The organism is Actinoplanes sp. NPDC051343, from assembly GCF_044455125.1.
GTDB lineage: Bacteria > Actinomycetota > Actinomycetes > Mycobacteriales > Micromonosporaceae > Actinoplanes.
In genome coordinates this window covers 1,404,326-1,423,463 of sequence record NZ_JBITEL010000001.1, presented here as the reverse complement: position 1 = coordinate 1,423,463, position 19,138 = coordinate 1,404,326, and the positions used below count along the sequence as shown (strand labels likewise).

The 19,138-nt window shown below is 72.2% G+C and carries 18 protein-coding genes; 6 read left to right on the top strand and 12 right to left on the bottom strand.

All coding sequences use genetic code 11. The annotated features are described in order from the left end of the window. Positions 1-19: 19 nt before the first annotated feature. From ACIA5C_RS06360 to ACIA5C_RS06350, 3 genes are read right to left on the bottom strand one after another with little or no spacing between them, the layout of a single operon-like run. Positions 20-1,045: an ABC transporter substrate-binding protein gene (locus ACIA5C_RS06360; RefSeq protein ID WP_396051853.1), complete on the bottom strand. Its 1,026-nt coding sequence runs from the start codon at positions 1,043-1,045 to the stop codon at positions 20-22. Then, positions 1,038-1,832: an ABC transporter permease gene (locus ACIA5C_RS06355; RefSeq protein ID WP_396051851.1), complete on the bottom strand. Its 795-nt coding sequence runs from the start codon at positions 1,830-1,832 to the stop codon at positions 1,038-1,040. The genes ACIA5C_RS06360 and ACIA5C_RS06355 overlap by 8 nt, the downstream gene beginning before the upstream one ends. Next, positions 1,822-2,619 (bottom strand): ABC transporter ATP-binding protein, encoded by a 798-nt coding sequence (locus tag ACIA5C_RS06350; RefSeq protein ID WP_396051849.1) that lies wholly within the window; start codon positions 2,617-2,619, stop codon positions 1,822-1,824. Before ACIA5C_RS06350 ends, ACIA5C_RS06355 begins: the two co-directional genes overlap by 11 nt. 166 nt (positions 2,620-2,785) lie before the next feature. Between ACIA5C_RS06350 and ACIA5C_RS06345 the strand changes: the two genes are divergently transcribed. Both ACIA5C_RS06345 and ACIA5C_RS06340 read left to right on the top strand, forming a co-directional pair. Continuing rightward, positions 2,786-4,375: an ATP-binding protein gene (locus ACIA5C_RS06345; protein ID WP_396051847.1), complete on the top strand. Its 1,590-nt coding sequence runs from the start codon at positions 2,786-2,788 to the stop codon at positions 4,373-4,375. Beyond that, positions 4,372-5,034, top strand: a complete 663-nt coding sequence (locus ACIA5C_RS06340) for a response regulator (protein WP_396051844.1) — start codon at positions 4,372-4,374, stop codon at positions 5,032-5,034. The genes ACIA5C_RS06345 and ACIA5C_RS06340 overlap by 4 nt, the downstream gene beginning before the upstream one ends. On the opposite strand, the gene ACIA5C_RS06335 is transcribed toward ACIA5C_RS06340, so the two are convergent. Next, a complete protein-coding gene (locus ACIA5C_RS06335) occupies positions 5,031-5,774 on the bottom strand; it encodes an SGNH/GDSL hydrolase family protein (RefSeq protein WP_396051841.1) in 744 nt (247 codons plus the stop codon). The two genes, ACIA5C_RS06340 and ACIA5C_RS06335, sit on opposite strands and share 4 nt — an antisense overlap. A gap of 241 nt (positions 5,775-6,015) precedes the next feature. On the opposite strand from ACIA5C_RS06335, the gene ACIA5C_RS06330 reads away from it, so the two are divergent. Then, positions 6,016-6,390 (top strand): hypothetical protein, encoded by a 375-nt coding sequence (locus ACIA5C_RS06330; protein ID WP_396051839.1) that lies wholly within the window; start codon positions 6,016-6,018, stop codon positions 6,388-6,390. On the opposite strand, the gene ACIA5C_RS06325 is transcribed toward ACIA5C_RS06330, so the two are convergent. Genes ACIA5C_RS06325 through ACIA5C_RS06305 form a run of 5 tightly spaced genes read right to left on the bottom strand, consistent with a single transcriptional unit; the run spans position 6,380 to position 10,816 of the window. Further along, positions 6,380-6,646 (bottom strand): DUF6510 family protein, encoded by a 267-nt coding sequence (locus tag ACIA5C_RS06325; protein ID WP_396051836.1) that lies wholly within the window; start codon positions 6,644-6,646, stop codon positions 6,380-6,382. The genes ACIA5C_RS06330 and ACIA5C_RS06325 overlap by 11 nt on opposite strands. Beyond that, on the bottom strand, positions 6,643-7,413 hold the full coding sequence (locus ACIA5C_RS06320) for a ferredoxin reductase (protein ID WP_396051833.1): 771 nt from the start codon (positions 7,411-7,413) through the stop codon (positions 6,643-6,645). The genes ACIA5C_RS06325 and ACIA5C_RS06320 overlap by 4 nt, the downstream gene beginning before the upstream one ends. Continuing rightward, positions 7,383-7,982: a sulfite oxidase-like oxidoreductase gene (locus ACIA5C_RS06315; RefSeq protein ID WP_396051831.1), complete on the bottom strand. Its 600-nt coding sequence runs from the start codon at positions 7,980-7,982 to the stop codon at positions 7,383-7,385. The genes ACIA5C_RS06320 and ACIA5C_RS06315 overlap by 31 nt, the downstream gene beginning before the upstream one ends. A 25-nt stretch (positions 7,983-8,007) precedes the next feature. Beyond that, the gene (locus ACIA5C_RS06310) at positions 8,008-8,844 is read right to left on the bottom strand and encodes a patatin-like phospholipase family protein (protein ID WP_396051830.1); all 837 of its coding nucleotides are present in this window, start codon (positions 8,842-8,844) and stop codon (positions 8,008-8,010) included. A gap of 34 nt (positions 8,845-8,878) precedes the next feature. Beyond that, a complete protein-coding gene (locus ACIA5C_RS06305) occupies positions 8,879-10,816 on the bottom strand; it encodes a S8 family serine peptidase (RefSeq protein WP_396051828.1) in 1,938 nt (645 codons plus the stop codon). A 129-nt stretch (positions 10,817-10,945) separates the two neighbouring features. On the opposite strand from ACIA5C_RS06305, the gene ACIA5C_RS06300 reads away from it, so the two are divergent. Then, a complete protein-coding gene (locus ACIA5C_RS06300) occupies positions 10,946-11,710 on the top strand; it encodes a hypothetical protein (RefSeq protein ID WP_396051825.1) in 765 nt (254 codons plus the stop codon). A 185-nt stretch (positions 11,711-11,895) separates the two neighbouring features. On the opposite strand, the gene ACIA5C_RS06295 is transcribed toward ACIA5C_RS06300, so the two are convergent. Both ACIA5C_RS06295 and ACIA5C_RS06290 read right to left on the bottom strand, forming a co-directional pair. After that, positions 11,896-13,791, bottom strand: a complete 1,896-nt coding sequence (locus ACIA5C_RS06295; RefSeq protein ID WP_396051822.1) for a S8 family peptidase — start codon at positions 13,789-13,791, stop codon at positions 11,896-11,898. 86 nt (positions 13,792-13,877) lie between these two features. Further along, positions 13,878-15,503, bottom strand: coding sequence for a S8 family serine peptidase (locus tag ACIA5C_RS06290; RefSeq protein ID WP_396051819.1), 1,626 nt, complete (start codon positions 15,501-15,503; stop codon positions 13,878-13,880). A 218-nt stretch (positions 15,504-15,721) separates the two neighbouring features. Here ACIA5C_RS06290 and ACIA5C_RS06285 point away from each other — a divergent pair, with 218 nt between their 5' ends. Together ACIA5C_RS06285 and ACIA5C_RS06280 are read left to right on the top strand one after the other, a co-directional pair. After that, positions 15,722-16,450, top strand: a complete 729-nt coding sequence (locus tag ACIA5C_RS06285; protein WP_396051816.1) for a hypothetical protein — start codon at positions 15,722-15,724, stop codon at positions 16,448-16,450. A gap of 149 nt (positions 16,451-16,599) precedes the next feature. Beyond that, on the top strand, positions 16,600-17,241 hold the full coding sequence (locus ACIA5C_RS06280; RefSeq protein ID WP_396051813.1) for a hypothetical protein: 642 nt from the start codon (positions 16,600-16,602) through the stop codon (positions 17,239-17,241). 69 nt (positions 17,242-17,310) lie between these two features. On the opposite strand, the gene ACIA5C_RS06275 is transcribed toward ACIA5C_RS06280, so the two are convergent. Next, positions 17,311-19,113: an IPT/TIG domain-containing protein gene (locus ACIA5C_RS06275; protein ID WP_396051811.1), complete on the bottom strand. Its 1,803-nt coding sequence runs from the start codon at positions 19,111-19,113 to the stop codon at positions 17,311-17,313. Between the last annotated feature and the right edge of the window lie 25 nt (positions 19,114-19,138).

The following is a 19,138-nucleotide window of genomic DNA, read 5'->3' as shown; positions in this document are numbered from 1 at the left end:
TGGTCCCGGTGGGGTGCGGTTACGGTGCGACCTTCTCCACGTACGCGGTGGTGTAGGTCTTCGACAGGTCGATCTGGTCCTTCTTGCCCTTGACGTTGGGGGAGAACTGGCTGAGCACCTGCAGCACGTTCTGCGCGCCCTCGGGCTTCATCCGGCCGTCGCCGTTGAACATGCCGATCGTGTCGTGCACCGCCTTGGCGTACAGCTGGGGGTTGCCGCCGTTGTAGTCGGACGGCATCTTGGCCGCGACCTCGTCCGCGCTGTGCGCCTTGATCCAGCGCAGCGTCTTGACGAAGGCGTTCGCCAGCTTCTGCACCTGCGCGGGGTGGGCCTGCACCCAGGCGCAGTCCATGTAGAGCGAGCTGGCCGGGTAGAGCCCGCCGAGCGCCGCCTTGGTGCCCCCCTCGGTCCGCATGTCGAGCAGCACCTTGCCCTTGCCGGTGCTGACCAGCTGGGCGGCGGTCGGGTCCGTGGTCATCCCGGCGTCGATCCCGCCGTTGTCGATCTCGGCGATGAACGTCGCACCGGCCCCGGCCTTGACCGTGGTGTAGTCGGCCTTGGTCAGCCCGCCCTTGGTGGCGAGATATTGGGTGAGGAAGTCGGTGGACGAGCCGGGACTTGTCACGCCCATCTTCCGGCCCTTGAAGTCGGCCGGGCCCTTGATCGTGGCCGCCTTGGAGGCGGCGACCATCTCCACCTCACCCGGCACATCGGCCAGCTGCACCACGCTGGTGATGCACTTGCCCTTGGTCTGCAGGTCGATGGTGTGGTCGTAGAAGCCGACCACACCCTGCACGTCGCCGGAGATCAGCACGTTCTCGGCGGTCGCGCCGGACGGCTCGGTCAGCAGCTGCACGTTCAGGCCCTCGGCCTTGAACCCGCCCAGCTGCTCGGTCAGCTTGGCCGGCAGGTAGATCACCTTGTCGATCCCGCCGACCATGATCTTGACGGTCTCGTCCGAGCCGGCGGCAGAGGAATCGGGGCTGGTGCCACGGCAGCCCGCGAGCGCGACCAGCAGGACGCCCGCCACTAAACCTTTACGCATTGGTGGTCCCTTCGTTTCGCACCGGCGGACGCCAGCGGAGCAGACGGTTCTCGAACAGGGTGATCAGCCACTCGGCCAGCAGCGCGACGACCGTGACGACGAGCATCGCGGCGTAGATCCCGGCCGCGTCGAACGTGCCCTGGGCGTTGGAGATCAGCAGGCCGAGGCCCTTGTCGGCGCCCGCGTACTCGCCGACCACCGCGCCGATCAGCGCGAACCCGAACGCCGCGTGCAGCGACGCGAAGATCCACGACGTCGCGCTGGGCACGATGATCGAGGTCAGCACCTGTACGCGGGATGCGCCCAGCACCCGCGCGTTGTCGACCAGGCTGCGGTCGACCTCCCGGGCGCCCTGGAACGCGTTGAAGAAGACCGCGAAGAAGACCAGCACGACCGCGGTCGCGACCTTCGAGGTCAGCCCGAGCCCGAACCAGATGATGAACAGCGACGCGAGCACGATCCGGGGCACCGCGTTGGCCGCCTTGATGAACGGCGCCGCCACCTCGGCCACGAACCGGGCCCGCCCGAGCAGGATGCCCAGCACGACGCCGGCCAGCGAGCCGACCAGGAAGCCGAGCACGGCCTCCTCGAGCGTGACCGCCAGCTGGGTCCAGATCGACCCGAACGCGGTGCCCTCGGTGAACCAGCCGACGAGCCGGTGCCAGATCGCCGATGGCTTGGAGTAGAAGAACGGGTCGATCCAGTGGGTCGCCGTGATCTCCCAGCTCACCAACCAGATCACGACCAGCACCAGGCGCACCGACCAGAGCCTGGCTTTAGCCGGCACGAGCGGCCTCCTGCCGGGCCACGGCGACCTCCTCGCGGAGGGTCTGCCACACCTCCCGGTACGCGGCGACGAACGCCGGCGTCATCCGGATCTCCTCGACGTCGCGCGGCCGGGGCAGCGGCACGTCGAACACCGCCTTGACCGTGGCCGGTGAAGCGGTCATCACGACGACCCGGTCGGCCAGCGCGATCGCCTCCTCGAGGTCGTGGGTCACGAACACCACCGCGGCGCCGGTGCCCGCCCACAACCGCAGCAACTCGTCCTGCATGAGCGCCCGGGTCTGCACGTCGAGCGCGCTGAACGGCTCGTCCATCAGCAGGATCCGGGGCTCGTTGACGAGGGTCTGCGCGAGCGAGACGCGCTTGCGCATGCCGCCCGAGAGCTGGTGCGGGTAGTAGTCGGCGAACGCGGCCAGGCCGACCTTCTCGACCCAGGCCATCGCCTGTTCCCGGGCCGCGGCCCGGGACGCCCCGCGCCAGCGCGGCCCGGCCGCCACGTTGCCGGCCACCGAGCGCCAGGGCAGGATCGCGTCGGTCTGGAACATGTAGCCGACGCCGGGCGGTATGCCGCGCACCGGCTCGCCGTCTACCTCGACCTCGCCGGACGACGCCGGCTCGAGGCCGGAGACCAGGGAGAGGGTGGTCGACTTGCCGCAGCCGGTCGGGCCGACCACGGCGACGAACTGGCCGGCGTCGACGGTGAAGGTGAGATCCCGTACGGCGGTGTGCGGCCGGCCGCCGCTGCCCGGGAAGCGTTTGGTGGCGTTGCGTAAGGCGATCACCGGCATCGCCGCGGCCTCCCATCGCGATTCGTGGATACGCTGGTGGCGACCGTAGGGAGGCGGGGCGGCGGGCGGAATCCATTCCGGCGTTGTGGCCGCAGGCCGCGTTGAGTGCGTATTGCGCGTTCTGCTCACCGGGCTCGATGGCTCGCTCCGGCATTACGCTGCGGTCATGTCGCGCCGGCCGATCCCGTTCGCCTGGCAGGTCCTGGGCCTGCAGGTGGGCCTGCTCGTGGTGGTGTTCGGCCTCGGCTGCGGGCTGATCGGCTGGCTCTTCGACCAGAAACTGACCGAGCAGTACGGCGTACGCGCGCTGGCGGTCGCGCACACCCTCGCCACCGATCCGGCGGTCGCCGCGGCCGCCGCGGCCGAAGACCCGCACGGCATCCTGCCCGCGCGGGCCGAGAAGGTGCAGGTGGCCAGCGGCGCGCTGTTCGTCGTGATCACCGATCGGCACGGCCTGCGCCTCGCCCACCCGACCCGGGAGCTGCTGCACGAAACCGTCAGCACCGACCCGACCGCCGTCCTCAACGGACACGACACGATCAACGTCGAACGCGGCACGCTGGGCCTGTCGGCCCGCGGCAAGACCCCGCTGCGCGATGCGAACGGTGCGATCGTCGGCGAGGTCTCGGTGGGTTACAAGGTGAGCGACATCCGGGCGTACGTCTGGCAGCAGCTGGGTCTGGCCGCGCTGGTCGCCGGCTGCGCGCTGCTGCTCGGGATCGCCGGCTCGGCGCTGCTCAGCCGCCGGTTGAAGCGGCTCACCCTCGGGCTCGAACCGCGCGAGCTGGGTGAACTGGTGCAGGAGCGCGAGGCGGTGCTGCGCGGCATCAGCGAGGGCGTGCTCGCGGTCGACGCGGCCGGCCTGGTGTCGGTCTGCAACTCCGAGGCGGCCCGGCTGCTCGGCGCCGACCCGCCCCCGGGCACGCCGGTGAGCGAGCTGGGCCTGCCGCCCGGGCTCCACTCGATCCTCGAACGCGGCGAGGCCCACAACGTGATCACGGTGGCCGGCGAGCGGGTGCTGGTGGTCAACTACCGGGCGGTACGCCGCGACGGGCGCGACCTCGGCGGCGTGCTGACCCTGCGCGACCGCACCGACCTGGAGAACATCACCCGCGAGCTGGAGTCGGTGCGCACGCTCAGCAACGCGCTGCGGGCGTCCCGGCACGAGTTCGCCAACCGGTTGCACGTGCTCTCCGGCCTGCTCCAGAACGACCACCGCGACGAGGCCCTCGAATATCTGCACGCGGTGGCCGGCGGGCAGGTGGCTGCGGCCGGTGCGGCCGAGCAGCTCGACGATCCGTACCTGCAGGCGTTCGTGGCCGCCAAGACCGCCGAGGCGGCCGAGAGGGACGTGCGGCTCACGCTCGCCGACACCAGCTGGGTCGGCACCCGGGTCAGCGCGCCGGTCGAGGTCACCACGGTGCTCGGCATCCTGGTCGACAACGCCCTCGAGGCGGCCCGGCAGGGCGCCCGGCGGCCGGCCTGGGTCGAGCTGGCGCTGCTGTCCGACGCCGACGCGCTGCACGTCTCGGTGGCCGACTCGGGCGACGGGGTCGGCGACGGCGTCCGCGAGGAGATCTTCACCGCCGGGGTGAGCACGCGGGACGAGCCCGGACGGGGCCTCGGCCTCGCGCTGGCCCGGCAGGCCGCCCGCAAGCTCGGCGGCGACGTGCGGGTGACCGCCGGCCGGGGCGACGGGCACGGCGCTGTCTTCGAGGCCTCCCTGCCCCACGCGCTGGCTCCGGTCGCGCTGTGATCCGGGTGCTGGTCGTCGAGGACGACTTCCGGGTCGCCCAGGTGCACGTCGACTTCGCCCGCCGGGTCGAGGGGTTCACCGTGGTCGGCACCGCGCGCACCGCCGCCGACTGCCGCGTGTTCCTGGCCCGCCAGGCGGTCGACCTGGTGCTGCTGGACAGTTACCTGCCCGACGAGCCGGGCCTCGACCTGCTGCGCGACCTGACGGTCGACGCGATCATGCTGACCGCGGCCTCGGACGCCGCCTCGGTGCGGGCCGCGTACGCCCGGGGCGCGCTCAACTACCTGGTCAAGCCGTTCACGGCCGAGCAGCTGGCGGCCCGGCTGGCCGCCTACCGCCGCTACCGGGGGGCGCTGGCCGCCGACCGGCCGCTCGCCCAGGACGAGATCGACCGGGGGTGGCGGCTGCTGCACGACGGCGATCGGCCGGCCGCCCCGAAGGGGCAGTCGGCCGTCACCGTGCGGCTGGTCAGCGAGGCCCTGCGGCGCTCGGGCGGCCCGCGGACGGCCGCCGAGATCGCCGACGAACTCGGCATCTCGCGGGCCACCGCCCAGCGTTACCTGGCCGCGCTGGCCCGCGAGGGAGCGGCCGAGATGCGGCTGCGCTACGGGACCACGGGCCGGCCCGAGCACCGCTACCGCTGGCTCGCCGCTTTCTAGACCGCGCCGGTCAGCGCGGGCAGGTAGCCGTACCGGTAGCCGGTCTGGTTGGGATGGAAGGAGTTGGTCGGCGGCAGGATCGTGAGGTTGTTGAGGTACGGCGCCGACGAGCAGATCCCGTGCCCGGCGAACGTCCCCTGCACCTCGGCGAAGGTGAAGCCGGCCGCCCGGGCGCGGCTCTTGACGACGCTGTCGAGGGCCACCGCGCCCGCGTTGAGCGCCTTGCGCTTGGCCAGGCTCATCCCGCCGATGCCGCACGACGACCTGGCCGTGTCGAACAGCTGCGGGTAGTCGAGCACGACGACCTCGGCGGCCGGTGCCTTGCTCCGGATCGCGGCGTACGTGGCGTCGAGCTTGGCGGGCAGGGTCTGGTTGATGTCGATCTCGGCCGCGGCGACGATCGCCGCGCACGCCGCGTCGCTCGACACCTCGCAGGACAGAACGGTGGGTGCGAAGCCGGCGTCGTTGCCGCCGATCGTGATGCTGATCAGGTCGGCCCCGCTGGACAGCGCGGGCACCTGGGTCGACAGGACGTCGCCGGTGGTGGCGCCGCTGCAGGCCAGGTTGGTGAACGACCTGGGGGAGTTCGCGGCCGCCCACTGGCCGGGGTAACCGTTCGGGCTGCGCAGGCACGAACCGGTCTGGCCGGGCGCGCCGACGCCCGACGAGTACGAGTCGCCGAGCGCGACGTAGTCGACGGTTGAGGCGGCCGACGCGGGGGCGACGGCCAGAAGCGTCATCAGGGAGGTAGTGGTGAGACAGCCGAGGACGAGGTCGCGTCCGTTCATCGGTGGTGGCCTCCGGTCCAGGTGGGGACGAGAAGCCGAAGCGCTCCGGTCATCGGAAGCTAACTCAGCGCGACGGGAGAAGATACGTCCTGACATTCCTGTTACGGAGGAGTAACATTCCGTTGCCGACTCTCACGGGTGCCACAGGCCACCTTCAGCGTCCCCACAGGTCACGCGACTAGTTTTGCCTCCCATGGAAGAGGAACGGGCACGTCGAGTCGTCGAGACGCTGCGCGGGCGCAACGTCTTCGCCCATGTGAAGCTGCCGCAGGCCGGCATCACTCAGTACGGCATCCGCGTGGTGCTGCCCGACGGTCGCGAGGCGATCTGGGACAACGACGGCACCGCCGGGCTGGAAGCGCAGATCATGCGCAACGGCATCCTGGTCGGCTATGTCGACTCGATCCCCGAGTCGGAAAACTTCGGCGACGGCCAGATCGTCGAGGCGATCGCCACCGCCGACTACGACCGGCCGGTCGGCCGGTCACGGCCCGCCACCCCGCGCGCCGCGGCCAGTCGCCCGCCCGCGACGCTGGCCCAGCGTCTGAAGAGCACGTTCAGGGGTTGAGCGGCACCGGCACCTCGAGGCGCACCGTGCCGCGCAGGTCGAGAAAGACCCGGCCCGGCGCCGAGACCAGGCGCAGCACCACGTCCTCGCAGTGCGGGCAGCGGCCGACCTGGCCCGGGGCCGGTCCCCACAACCGCAGCGCCGCGATCACGTCGGCGTGACCGCAACCCGCGCAGGTGAAGCGGGCCGCGGTCACGTCGACCGCGAAGATCTCCCGAAGGTTGCCGGCCATCGCGTTGCCGTCGACCTCGTTCATGAGGTTCCTCCGAACCGTTCTGTGCGGACGCGCTTGGGGTCGTGTCCGAGCGCCACCAGGATGTCGGCCGCGGTCTCGACGAACGAGGTCGGGCCGCAGACATAACAGTCCGGCTGGAAGTCGGGCGGCCAGCCGTACGTGTTGATCGTCGGCACGTCGATGCGCTTGGGCGGGTCGGGCCAGCCGTCCGGCGCCTTCCGCGTGTAGACGTAGCGGACGTCGAGACCGTGCTCCTCGCGTACGCGTCGGGCGAGCTCCGGGGCGTAACAGGCATCGTCCGGCGTGCGCACCGAATAGATCAGCCGGAACGGCTGCCGGCCGTGCGCCGCGCCCCGGGCGCGGATCATCGCCATGAGCGGCACCACGCCCGATCCGCCGGCCAGCAGCAGCACCGGCGCGGTCTGCTTCTCGCGCCACACGAACCAGCCGCCGACCGGACCGCGCAGCTCGAGCTGGTCGCCGACCTGGAGCCCGTCGGTCAGGTAGGGCGAGACCTCGCCGTCGTCCAGTCGCTGGATGGTCAGCTCGACCTGGCCACCGGCCGGAGCCTCGGTGCCCGACGGCCAGGCCGATGCGATCGAGTAGCTGCGCTGGGCGCGGTAGCCGTCGTCGGCGGTCAGCCGGACGTCGATGTGCTGACCGGCGGCGTGGCCGGGCCAGCCGGGCACGTCGAGGACCAGGGTGCGGGCGGTCGGCGTCTCCCAGCGCGCCGCGGTCAGCGTCGCCGCCCGCCAGGTCAGTCGCCCTGGTATCGCTGCTCGAGCCATGGGTCTCCGTACATGTGGTAGCCGGCGGCTTCCCAGAAGCCCGGCTCGTCGCTGTTCATCATCTGCATCCCGTTGACCCACTTCGCCGACTTCCAGAAGTAGAGGTGCGGGACGATCATGCGGGCCGGGCCGCCGTGCTCGGGGGCGAGGTCGTCGCCGTCGAACCTGTAGGTGATCCAGGCCTTGCCGTCGAGGAGGTCCTCGAGCGGCACGTTGGTGGTGTAACCGCCGAAGCTGTGCACCATCGTGTAGTCGGCCGAGGTCTCGACGTCGGCCAGCAGGGTGTCGAGGGAGACACCGTGCCAGGTGGTGCCCAGCTTCGACCACTTGGTGACGCAGTGGATGTCGGTCGTGACGTCCTCGGACGGCAGCGCCTGGAACTCCTGCCAGTTCCACGACTTCTGCTCGCCGGTCTCGGTCGTGATCGTGAAGTGCCAGCGGTCGAGCGGGATCCGTGGCGTGGGTCCCGCGCTGAGCACCGGAAAATCGTGCGTCAGGTATTGCCCGGGCGGCAGGCCGGGCACCGACTCGCGGCGCCGGCCCCCGAACCCACGGGAAATGATGGCCATGGCAGGACAGTAAACCCCACGACTGTTACGCGTCCCAGACCGCGCGGACCTTTTCGGCCTCAGCCGCGGCTTGCGCCCGTCCGGCCTCGGCCGCCGGTGCCCGAAATGCCGGATCGAGCACGTTACGGCCGATTGCCGCGCGCGCCTGAGGGCTCGGGGTGATCACGACGCCGGGCACGCCGAGCCGCTTCAGCTGGGCGGCCGGTCGGTCGGCCCGCCGGACGCCGGCACCGATCGGTGCGATCACCACGATCCGCTCCGCGCCCTCGGCCAGGTCGGCGTTGGCCGTCGAGCGCGCCCCGCCGTCGACATAGCGGCGACCGCCGATCGTCACCGGTGGCCAGACCATCGGCACCGCGCAGCTGGCGCCCACCGCGTCGATCAGCGAAACCCCGCTGTCGGCGGTGAACACCTCGACCGCGCCGCTCTCGGCCTCGACCGCGACGATGCGCAGCGGGGTCTCCGGCCACTCGTCCCGGCCGATCCGGTGCGCGATCACCGCCCGTCGATCCGCCTCGGGCACCGTGGGCGCCCTCAATGCCTGACGGCCCAGCCAGGCCCGGCCGCGGGCCCGGTCGCCCGGCCAGAGGCCGGCCATCGCAAACCGGGCGATCCCGGCCGGTCCGAGCCGGGCCGGGATCTCCGAGGTCGGCGGCGCCAGCTGGGCGGCGAAGAGTTCGGCCAGCGGTACGCCGCTGAGCACCTGCGCCGCCACCACCGAGCCGGCCGAGGTGCCGACCAGCAGACCGGCGCCGAGCAGGTCGACGCTCCGTTCGGCGAGGCCGAGCAGAAGACCGGTCTCCCAGGCGATTCCGGTCACGCCGCCCCCGCCGAGCACGAGGGCCTTGCCGAATGCAGCCATGCCGGCGATCCAAACACGGTCGCGGCGATCTGCGCTACAGCTGAACCGGAGCGCTGGTCGTGCCGGTGAAGGTGGCCGAGTCCGGCACCACGACGCGGTAGCGCTTGCCTGCGGTCAGACCGGTCACCGCGGTGCGGGCGCTGGCCTTGAACGTCTTCGCGGTCACCCAGCGGGTGCCGTCGAGGCGCTGCACGGAGACGGTCTGCCGGTCGACGCCGCCGATCGCGACCGACAGCGATGTGCGGCTCGCCGTGGTCAGGTTCACGGCCGCCTGCACCTTGTAGCGGGCGGTCACCGAGGTGACACCTGCGGTCGTGCTGGTCGGCCCCACGGTCAGGAAGACCGAGAACGGGCCGGTGACGCGGTGGGCCCAGCTGACCACGCCGCGGTCGCCCGCGGTGACGGATGTGCATCCGGTGGCGTGGCCGTTGGCCGACACGCAGACCTCGGCCTCGGCGCCGGCCATCGGAGCGCCGTCGGCGGTGACGGCGAAGGTCACGGCCGGTGTGGAGCCGTAGCGGACCAGGCGGGACGTCCCGTTGAGCCTGATCACCGGAGTGAGCGGATCGATCGCCGGCTCCGGAGCCGGATCGGTGGCGGGAGCCGGGTCGGTCGCCGGAGCCGGGTCGCTGGCCGGGTCCGTGGCCGGAGCCGGGTCGCTGGTCGAGTCCGTGGCCGGAGCCGGGTCGGTGGCCGGGCCGGTCGTGGGATCGGTGGTCGGGTCGGCGGCCGGCGTCGTCGGGTCGGTCGCCGGGGCCGTGATGGGCGGGGCGACCAGCGCCAGAGCGGCGGCCGCGTCGGCCCGGCCGTAGCCGTAGTCGTCGTCCCGGCCCGCCGGGCCGAGGTCGGTCGCCGAGGACTCCAGCGCGCTCTCCACCTGATCGGGGGTAAGCGACGGGTCGGCCGAGCGGAGCAGCGCGGCCACCGCGGCCACGTGCGGGCTGGCCATCGAGGTGCCGGACATCATGGCGTAGCCGGTGCCGTTGAGCGCGACCGGAAAGGTGCTCACGATCGAGCTGCCGGGCGCCGAGATGTCGACGTAACCGCCCGACTCGGAGTATTCGGCGACGGCGTCGTTCGCGTCGGTCGCGGCGACCGCGATCACCCCCGGGTCGGCCGCCGGGTAGCTGACCGGGTTGCCCTTCTGCCGCTCGTTGCCGGCGGCGGCCACGACCACGACACCGCGGCTGCGGGCGTACGCGATCGCGCTGCTCAGCGTCGGGTCGTCCTGGTCCGCGCCGAGCGACATGTTGATCACGTCGGCGCCGTTGTCGGCCGCGTACACGACGCCGTTGGCCGCGTCCGAGGTGTAGCCGGCACCGTCGCCCCGGAGCACCCGCACCGGCATGATCTTGACGTCCGGCGCGATCGAGCTGATCCCGACCCCGTTGCCGGTCACCGCCGCGATGGTGCCGGCCACGTGGGTGCCGTGCCCGTTCGGGTCGGTCTGGGCGCCCGCGCTCCGGCCGATCTCGTCGTAGCCGGCGAGCACCTGGCCGGCCAGGTCCGGGTGCGAGGCGTCCACGCCGGTGTCGAGGATCGCCACGACCGCGCCCGCACCCGTCGAGCGGTTCCAGGCGTCGGTGCCGTCGATGCGGGTGAGGTCCCACTGGCGGAACCGCAGCGGGTCACTGCCGCCCGGCGCCTCGAACGCGTGGATCGGCTGGTCGACTTGCACACCGAGCGCGTTCCTCGCCCGCTGCGCCCGCTCGACCAGCGCCGCGGCGGCGGTCGGGTCGGTGGCGGTGCGGGCGGTCGCGACCGGGCGTCCATGGTCGAGGACCGTGCTGACGACGCGTACGGGATGGGACCGTGAGACCGTGGCCGGCAGCAACGATGCCGGGGTCTGCCGGAGACCGAAGGTCGACGGCTGCCAGGACGGATGGCCGCCCGGCTGAGCGAGGGCCACGCCGCCCGCGACGGTGCTTACCGCGAGCGCGCCCAAAATGTAGTTACGTAGGTGCTTCCCCATGACCGGCCTCCCCAGAACGTGTCGGTCGGACCATTCGGAAGCGCCGGTCACCGGGCCGGTTGGCAGTCGGGTGCGGGCGGGTTGCCGTTTTTCCTGCTGTATGTCCCTGTTCAGTGCCACGATGGGGTCATGGGGGAAGGCGACGGCGTCTACTACTCGGGCTCCGCGTACTCCGGCTCCCGCATCTCGGCCCGCAAGGACACCCGGCGCTCGGTCAGCCGCCGGCTCAAGAAGGCGGCGGTCGCGGTGGTCGGCCTCGGCGCGGTCGGCGGCGGCGCCTACTTCGCGACCACGCTGCTCAGCGGCAACCCGCCCGGCTACGTCTCGGGCGGCCCGGACGCGCTGGCGCCGGTCGCGCCGGCGCCCTCACCGTCGGCTTCGGTGTCGGCCTCGCCGTCCCGGACCCCTCCGGAAGGTCCGTCGCCCGGCCCGCAGATCGGCACGAGGAACGGGGTCCCGCAGTCGGCGCGGCCCTCGCCGACCCCGTCGATCCCCGACGATCAGGTGGCGGCGGCGCAGGTCGGCGGCCTGCTGGCGGCTGCGCCGCAGCCGGCGCGATCGGGGATGGGGATCGCGAGCGGTCCGGTCACGGTGTCCACCGAGACCGGTACGGACGGCAGCTCCATCCGCGTCGTCGCCGCCCGCTACGACCTGACCGGCCGGTGGTCCCCGCTGTCGCCGGGCGACCAGGGCCACGCCGTCGGCGACGCGCGCTGCACGGCGAAGCTGGCGGCGCTGCCGGGCGGGCCGGCCTCGGAGCGCCCGACGATGTTGATGTGCTGGCGGATGAGCCCGCTCAAGAGCGTGGTCACCGTGGCGATCCGGCCCCGCTCCCGGCCGCTGGCCGGCGCCAGCGTCGACGTGCTCGATCGCAGTTGGACGGCGATGGGCTGAGATTTTCCGGGCGGTGTCCCCGTTTCCCGCCCGTTTCCCGCCCGTTTCCCGCCCGTGCCCCGCCCCACCCCTGTCCTGGGAGGGGTTGAGTTAAGCAGGCGGGTCTGACGCTTTTCGGGGACTGTCCACATGCGTGATCCCCCGGGGCTTCACCCCAGCCCCGGGGGATGTCGGCGGGCCGTCGGTCAGGCGACCACGTTGGAGCTGGTCGCGCCGGAGACGGCGCCGGTGGCCGGTACCACCAGGCGGTAGGTCTTGCCGGCCAGCAGGCCGGGCAGCGCGTGGGTGGCCTCGGCCGGGTAGCTCGTCACCAGCAGCCAGCGGCTGCCGTCCAGGCGCTGGAGCTGCACGACCTGGCCGGCGCCCGCGGCGACGGTGGCGGTCAGGGTGCCCGGGGCCGTACGGGCCAGGGCGGCCGTGGAGCGCACCGAGACCGTCGCGACCGCTGACGTCACGGCCACCGAGGTGTCGGTCTCGGTGACGGTCAGCTGGACCGTGGTCCGGCCCGTCGCCGGGAAGGAGACCAGCACCTGGCCCTTGGCGTCGGTGGCGGCGGTCGTGCAGACGGCGGCGGTGCCGTAGGCGGTCGTGCAGAGCTTGACCGGCATCTGGACCCACGGCTTGCCGCCGGCCGTGACGGTGAAGGTCATGGTCGCGGTCGCGCCGGCGAGGACGGTCTGCGAGGCGGGGGTCAGCTTCACGACCGGACGGACCTTGACGACCGGCTTGGCTGGCGCGGTCGTCGGCGCCTTGGTGGGAGCCGTCGTCGGGGCCTTGGTGGGAACTGTGGTGGGTGCGGTCGTGGGCGCGGTGGTCGGCGCCTTGGTCGTGACGGCCGGGCTCGGGGTCGCGGACGACGTCGTGGGCGCCGGGGTCATCGCGGCGGCCGCGGCCAGGGCGGCCGGGGCGTTCATGCGGCCGTAACCGTAGTCGTTGTCGCGGCCCGTCGTGCCCAGGTCGAGCGCGCTGCCCTCGATCGCCTTCTCCACCTGCTCCGGGTTCAGGCCCGGCCGGTAGGCGTCGATCAGCGCGGCGAGCGCCGCCACGTGCGGGCTGGCCATCGACGTGCCGGACATGTACACGTAGCTGCCGAGCGAGACCGGGTAGGTGCTGGCGATGCTGACGCCGGGCGCCGCCACGTCGACGTAGCTGCCCGCGTTCGAGAACGTCGCCACCTTGTCGTTCGAGTCGGTCGCGGCGACCCCGATCACGCCCGGGTCGGCGGCCGGCCACGAGGTCGGGCTGCCGTCGGCGCGGGAGTTGCCGGCCGAGGCGACGACCACGACACCCTTGCTGCGGGCGTACGCGATGGCGTTGGTGACCGCCGCGACCTGCGCGGTCGCCCCGAGCGACATGTTGATGACGTTCGCGCCGTGGTCGGCGGCCCAGATGATGCCGGTGGCGGTGTCCGACATGTACCCCCGGCCGTCCGCGCCCAGCACCTTGACCGGCAGGATCTTGGCGTCCGGGGCGATCGAGGCGACCCCGACCCCGTTGCCGGTCAGCGCGGCGATCGTGCCGGCCACGTGGGTACCGTGCCCGAAGGTGTCGGTGCTGGTGCCGGCCTTCCCGGCGATCACGTCGTAGCCGGGGAGCACGTGCGAGGCCAGGTCGGGGTGGGAGGCGTCGACCCCGGAGTCGATGACCGCGACCGTGACGCCGATGCCCGTCGACTTCTGCCAGGCGTCGCCGGCGCCGACCTTCGCGAGGTCCCACTGCTGGGTGCGGTAGGGGTCGCTGCCGCTCGGCACGGCCGCCGCCGACACGACCGCGTCCAGCTCGACCCCGACCGCGTTCGACGCCGACTGACCCTGCTTGATCAGCTTCGACGCGGTGGTCCGGTCGGTCGCGGTGTGCACCGAGACGACCGGCCGGCCCGCCTGGTCGAGCTTCGTGCTGACCACCCGCACCGGGTTCGCCGAGGAGACGGTCGCCGGCAGGAGCTGGGCGGGCGTCTCGTGGAGGCCGTAGGTGACCGGCTGCCAGGACGGGGCGGTCGCGTGCAGGCCGAACGCGGTGCCACCGGCGACCGCGCCGAGGGCGAGGGCGCCGATGGTGTACCGGCGGATCGGGTTCTTCATGGGGTTCCTCCCGTTGGCGTCGGGAAGAAAGTCGGCCGCGACTGAGAGTCGATCAGTGATTCCGTGGTTGCAGCTACGGTGCAGCGTCAGACCTGCACGATCACGCTGGTCGAGCCGATCATGGCGGGGGTGGTCGGGACGACGATCCGGTAGGTGCCGTCCGGCAGGCCGGTGACGAGGTGGTCGGCCTCGGCCGGATAGGCCGACGCGAGCGTCCACCGGGTGCCGGACCGGCGCTGCACCTGCACGGTCTGGCCGGCGACGCCGGTCAGGGTCACGGCCAGGGTGCCGGGCGCGGGCACGGCGAGGGTCACCCGGGATGCGACGGTCACGGTCACCACGGGCGACACCACCGGGTCGGAACTGTCGGTCGCGGTGGTGACGACCTTTACCGCGTACGTCCTCCAAGCCGTCGGCGAGACGGTGACCGTGCCCCCGGCGGTGGTTTGATCGTCGGTGCAGGCGAAGACCGAGCCCGCCGGGGCCAGGCAGACCTGCACCGGCTGCCCGGCCCACGGCTTGCCGAACGCGGTGATCGTGAACGCGGTGGTCGCGGTGTTGCCCGCGCCGACGAGCTGCCGCAGGCTCCGGACCTTGATGGTCGGCCGGGCCTTGGCCGTCTTCGCGGGCGCCGGTGTCGTGGGGGTCGTCCCCGGCGCCTTGGGCCGGTTGGGGATCGCGGCGGCCAGGACCAGCGAGGCGGCGGCGTCGACCCGGCCGTAGCCGTAGTCGTCGTCCCGGCCGTTCGCGCCCAGGTCCTGCGCGGAACGCTCCATGACCTTCTCGACCACGTCCGGCGTGAGCGTCGGATACTTCGCCAGGATCAGAGCGGCAATCGCCGAGACGTGCGCGGCGGCCATCGAGGTGCCGCTCATCGGCTGGATCCCGCCGCCGGGCCAGGTGCTGAGGATGTCGGCGCCGGGTGCGGCCACGTCGACGTAGCTGCCGGCGGTGGAGAAGTCGGCGACCTGATCCTTCTGGTTCGTCGCGGCGACCGCGATCACGCCGTCGATGGCCGCCGGGTAGCTGACCGGGTTGCCGGCCTTGCGGTCGTTCCCGGCGGCGGCGACCACGACGACACCCTTGCTGCGGGCGTACGCAACAGCGCTGGTGACCGCGCCGACGTCGGTGCCGGTCGCGAACGACATGTTGATGACCTGGGCGCCGTGGTCGGTGGCGTAGAAGATGCCGTCGGCGGCGGCCGACATGGTGCCGTTGCCGCCGGCGTCCAGTACCCGGATCGGCAGGATCCTGGCGTCGGGCGCGATCGAGGCGATGCCGGTGCGGTTGCCGGTCAGGGCCGCGATGACGCCGGCCACGTGCGTGCCCTGGCCGTCGGGGTCGGTGTCGGCGGTGCCGCCGTGCGCGATCGCGTCGTAGCCGGGCAGCACCTGACCGGACAGGTCGGGCTGGCCGGCGTCGACCCCGGTGTCGAGGACGGCGACGGTGACGCCGGCGCCTGTCGACTTCTGCCAGGCGGTGGTGCCGTGGAGGCGGGCGAGGTCCCACTGGCGCGGGCGGTAGGGGTCGGATCCGCCGGGGATGCCGGCCGCCGTGATCCTCGCGTCGAGCGGGCCCGGCTGGACGGTGCTCATCGGGCGGCCGGTCCGGTCGTGGCCGGCGGCGAGGGCGGTGGTGGAGAGGGCAGTCGTGGATAGGGCGGTGGTGGCGAGCAGGCCGATGCCGAGGCGGCGGCGCAGGCGGTTGGTCATCCTCTTTCCTCCCGGTCGGGGTCACGAGGAAGAGTCGGTTGACGGGTGGGCCATCCAGGGACTTCGCCAGGAGCAGCTGCGGTGCGGGTGGCGGCACCGACGTGTTCGGCAAATGCCAGCTTTGGGAGTTTCGGTCACTTTTGCCCCACCCGATGCAACCATGGGGAACTGGGGCTCGCCTCCGGCGGGCCGAAGCCGAACCCTCAGGGAAATTCGAGATGACTCTTCACGATGACGATCGGCCCGGCGAAGGCCGTACCAGCGCGCGTCGGCGGCGTCTGGCCCTCGGTGCGGTCGGACTCGCCGCGGTGCTCGGTGGTGGCGCCTACCTGATCACCTCGGAGGTCGTGGACCACCGCGGCAGCACCGCAACAACGGACACCGGTGCGCTCGCGCCCATGATCTCCCCGGCCTCGGCGTCCGCCACGCCATCGGCCTCCTCCACGGGGTCGCCCTCGGCCGGCGCCTCGACACCCGGTACGGCCGCGACGAGCGCCCCGGCCAGGGCCGCGGCCGGCCCGGCGCCCCGGTCGAGCGCGGCGGTCAGCCAGGAGATCAAGGAAGCCCGGGCGAAGGCAGCGAAGGACGGCGTCCCGCTGATGCGGGCGCGCACCGCCGCACCGGACGTCCCATCGGGCCCGGTCAGCGAACGGACCCAACCGCGGAAGAACGGCGTCCTGCGGATCGTGACCGCCAAGTTCGACCTCCGCGGCCAGCGGGAACTGCTCTGGCCCGCGAACGGCGGCAAACCGGTCGGCGACGCCGAATGCACCCAGACGTTCCGCTTCTCCAACGAGGCCAAGGCGTCCACCAAGCGGAACCTGCTGCTGTGCTGGCGTACGTCGGCCACGAAGAGCGTGGTGACCGCCCTGGTCGACCGCAGCGGCAAGCCGTCGGCGGCCGAGAGCGTCGGCATCATCGACCGGGAGTGGGCCAAGCTCGGCTGACCGCCCCGCCTGTGTTCCAGTCGTTGATCTCCCAGCACACTGCCAGCCACCCGGTCGGCCGTTTCGGAGTGGTTCCTCCGGTGCTTTGCCACGATGGGAATCGAGGCCCGCAGTGCCGGGCCGATGCCGAGAACCATGGGGGGCTCAACATGAGCGATCAAGGCAGCCGCACCTGGACACGCAAGCGGATCGTGGCCGGCGCCGGATTGGCGGCCGTGCTGGGTGCCGGCGCGTACGCCGTCACCACACAGGCCCACGAGCGCGGCAACACCACCGCCATCGAGCGGACCGGCGCGGCGTCGACGTCGACGCCGACGGAACAGTCGGCGGCCAAATATGTCGACCAGCAGGCCGCGACCCCGGTCCCGTCGGAAAGCCTGACGGCCGAACAACGCGCCGCGGCGGTACGCGCGGAGGCGGCCAAGCATCCGCACCCGGTGCTGCGGGCGCTCACCCCGCCGCCGGGCATCCAGCTCGCGCCCGACATCCGGGAACGCGACCAGAAACGGGCCAACGGCTCGCTGCGCATCGTCACCGCCCGGGGCGACCTCACCGGCCAGCGCGAACTGCTCTGGCCGGCCGACAAGGGCCGCAAGCACGGGGACGTCACGTGCACGCAGAAGTTCCACTTCGCCACCAACGACAAGCCGACCGTACGGCCGAACATGCTGGTGTGCTGGCGGACGTCGGCCGCGAAGAGCGTCGCGACGGTGCTGGTCGACTTCGGGGGCCACCCGTCGGCCGGTGTGAGCCGCAGGACGATCGACCGGGAGTGGGCGAAGCTGGGCTGATCCCTGGCGTACACGAAGAAGCGGCCCGGAGCTTTCGCTCCGGGCCGCCTGACTTCTGTTCCGGTCGGGTCAGTACGTTGCGACCGTGAAGGTGGAAGCGCTGGAGACGTTGGAGTGGGTGGTGGACGTCAGGCCGGTGCTGGCGTTCACCACGACGATCTGGTACGAACCAGGATCGGCCGGCGTCGAGGTCACGACCTGACCGGACGTGTCGATGTCGATGGTGAGGTCGAGGTTGCAGATCAGCTCGTTGTCGCCGATCTTGATGACGCCGGCGCACTCACCGAACACGCCGTCGTGGCTGTACGCGTTACCCGCGTTGGTGGCGAACCACGTGTTGTCCACCATCAGGACGTGGGCCTTGGTGTTGTCGGGCGCGCCCGCGGTGTAGTCCGCGAAGCTCAGACCCGAGAAACCCGCACCCTGAATGTCGAGCGTCACCGTTGACGACGGCGCCGCGGTGTTCGGCGTGACGTTGATGCCGTAGGAGTAGGCGAACGGCTGGTCGCTGGAGTAGGCCGTGCCCGCCGCCGTGGTCACGGAGACATCTACCGCGCCCGCCCCGTGAGGGCCCGTCTTACCGGTGAGGGTCGTGGCGGAGGTGGAGGTGACGTTGGTAAGAGCAACGCCGCCGACAGTCGCCGACAGCACGTCGTTGGGGCCGAGCGGGTAGGGGAAGCCGGTGCCGGTGATGGTCACCGTCGTCCCGCCCTGCGCGGGGCCCCCGGTCGGGCTGACGCTGGCGGCGCCGACCGCCAGGGCCGGCGCCACGGTGTAGGTGGCCGGCGCGAGGATGAGCGCGCCGTTGGTGGCGTTGGCGTAGGTGCAGACGTTCCACGCGGTGGTGGAGGCGGCGACGGCCGTCTCGATGCTGCTCGCGGGCAGGGTCACGGCGATCTTTCCGCCGTTGATCCGGATGACGGTGCCCGCGTACGGGCCGACGTAGCGCGTCGCCGAGGTGGTGTACGTGCTCGGGCACTGGCCGGTCGTGAACGTCACGCCGGGCAGCGGGCTGGGGCTGGCCGCGAAGGTCGTCGTGGTGGGCGCGGAGACGGTGATCGTGCTCGCCGCGCCGGAGCTGCCGGCCTTCGGGGTGATCGTGGCGGCGGGCAGTGCCGTGTACTGGCTGCTGCCGGAACCGACAAGCGCCGAGTTCGCGGCGGTGCCGGCGTAGAGGCAGACGTTGTACGAGGTGCCCGCGGTCAGCGAGTCCGGCACGGTGATGGTTGCGACGCTCGTGCTGGTCTTCGCCGTGGTGGCGACGAAGTTCCCGGTGGTCGTGGTGTAGGTCGCCGGGCACGTCGCGGTGGTGAAGACGGTGCCCAGAGTGGTGGCGCTGACGGCGCTGAGGTAGGTGCCGGCGCCCGTCGCGGTGACGGTGTTCCCGCCGGCCACCGGTCCCGAGGTGGCGCTGAGCACCGGCTTGGTGTTGGCCACGCTGATCGTGAGAACGTCCGACGTGGCGGTCAGCGCGGTGGTCGACCCGACGGTGCCGCCGGCCGCGACACCGTAGACGCAGATCTTGTAGGTGCCCGCGGCGAGCACGGGGAGGACGACGGCGGCGTTGTCGTCGTCGGTGCGTGTGGCGACCGCGGTCGTGCCCGACGTGCCGTAGGTCGTCGGGCAGGCGACGGTGCTGGCGACGGTCCGCGCCGCGAGCACGCTGGCGCTGGCGGCCGGGAAGGCTCCGGTGCCGTTGAGGGTCACCGTGGTGCCGCCGCCGACCGGGCCCGTGTTCGGGCTCAGGGTCACAGCGGTGTTGGCGGCGAAGGCCGGCGCCGTCAGGCCGGTGAGAACCGCGGCGGTGGTCACGGCCACCGCGAAACCAGCTCGAAGCGGCCGGAAGCCGCTGGTGGGTTGGGACGTGCGCATGCGAGGTCCTCCTACGGTTTCTTGC

Coding starts and splice junctions, on each gene's coding strand:
- ACIA5C_RS06360 (WP_396051853.1), bottom strand. CDS start 1,045: ATGCGTAAAGGTTTAGTGGCGGGCGTCCTGCTGGTCGCGCTCGCGGGC.
- ACIA5C_RS06350 (WP_396051849.1), bottom strand. CDS start 2,619: ATGCCGGTGATCGCCTTACGCAACGCCACCAAACGCTTCCCGGGCAGC.
- ACIA5C_RS06345 (WP_396051847.1), top strand. CDS start 2,786: ATGTCGCGCCGGCCGATCCCGTTCGCCTGGCAGGTCCTGGGCCTGCAG.
- ACIA5C_RS06335 (WP_396051841.1), bottom strand. CDS start 5,774: ATGACGCTTCTGGCCGTCGCCCCCGCGTCGGCCGCCTCAACCGTCGAC.
- ACIA5C_RS06330 (WP_396051839.1), top strand. CDS start 6,016: ATGGAAGAGGAACGGGCACGTCGAGTCGTCGAGACGCTGCGCGGGCGC.
- ACIA5C_RS06325 (WP_396051836.1), bottom strand. CDS start 6,646: ATGAACGAGGTCGACGGCAACGCGATGGCCGGCAACCTTCGGGAGATC.
- ACIA5C_RS06320 (WP_396051833.1), bottom strand. CDS start 7,413: ATGGCTCGAGCAGCGATACCAGGGCGACTGACCTGGCGGGCGGCGACG.
- ACIA5C_RS06315 (WP_396051831.1), bottom strand. CDS start 7,982: ATGGCCATCATTTCCCGTGGGTTCGGGGGCCGGCGCCGCGAGTCGGTG.
- ACIA5C_RS06310 (WP_396051830.1), bottom strand. CDS start 8,844: ATGGCTGCATTCGGCAAGGCCCTCGTGCTCGGCGGGGGCGGCGTGACC.
- ACIA5C_RS06305 (WP_396051828.1), bottom strand. CDS start 10,816: ATGGGGAAGCACCTACGTAACTACATTTTGGGCGCGCTCGCGGTAAGC.
- ACIA5C_RS06300 (WP_396051825.1), top strand. CDS start 10,946: ATGGGGGAAGGCGACGGCGTCTACTACTCGGGCTCCGCGTACTCCGGC.
- ACIA5C_RS06295 (WP_396051822.1), bottom strand. CDS start 13,791: ATGAAGAACCCGATCCGCCGGTACACCATCGGCGCCCTCGCCCTCGGC.
- ACIA5C_RS06290 (WP_396051819.1), bottom strand. CDS start 15,503: ATGACCAACCGCCTGCGCCGCCGCCTCGGCATCGGCCTGCTCGCCACC.
- ACIA5C_RS06285 (WP_396051816.1), top strand. CDS start 15,722: ATGACTCTTCACGATGACGATCGGCCCGGCGAAGGCCGTACCAGCGCG.
- ACIA5C_RS06280 (WP_396051813.1), top strand. CDS start 16,600: ATGAGCGATCAAGGCAGCCGCACCTGGACACGCAAGCGGATCGTGGCC.
- ACIA5C_RS06275 (WP_396051811.1), bottom strand. CDS start 19,113: ATGCGCACGTCCCAACCCACCAGCGGCTTCCGGCCGCTTCGAGCTGGT.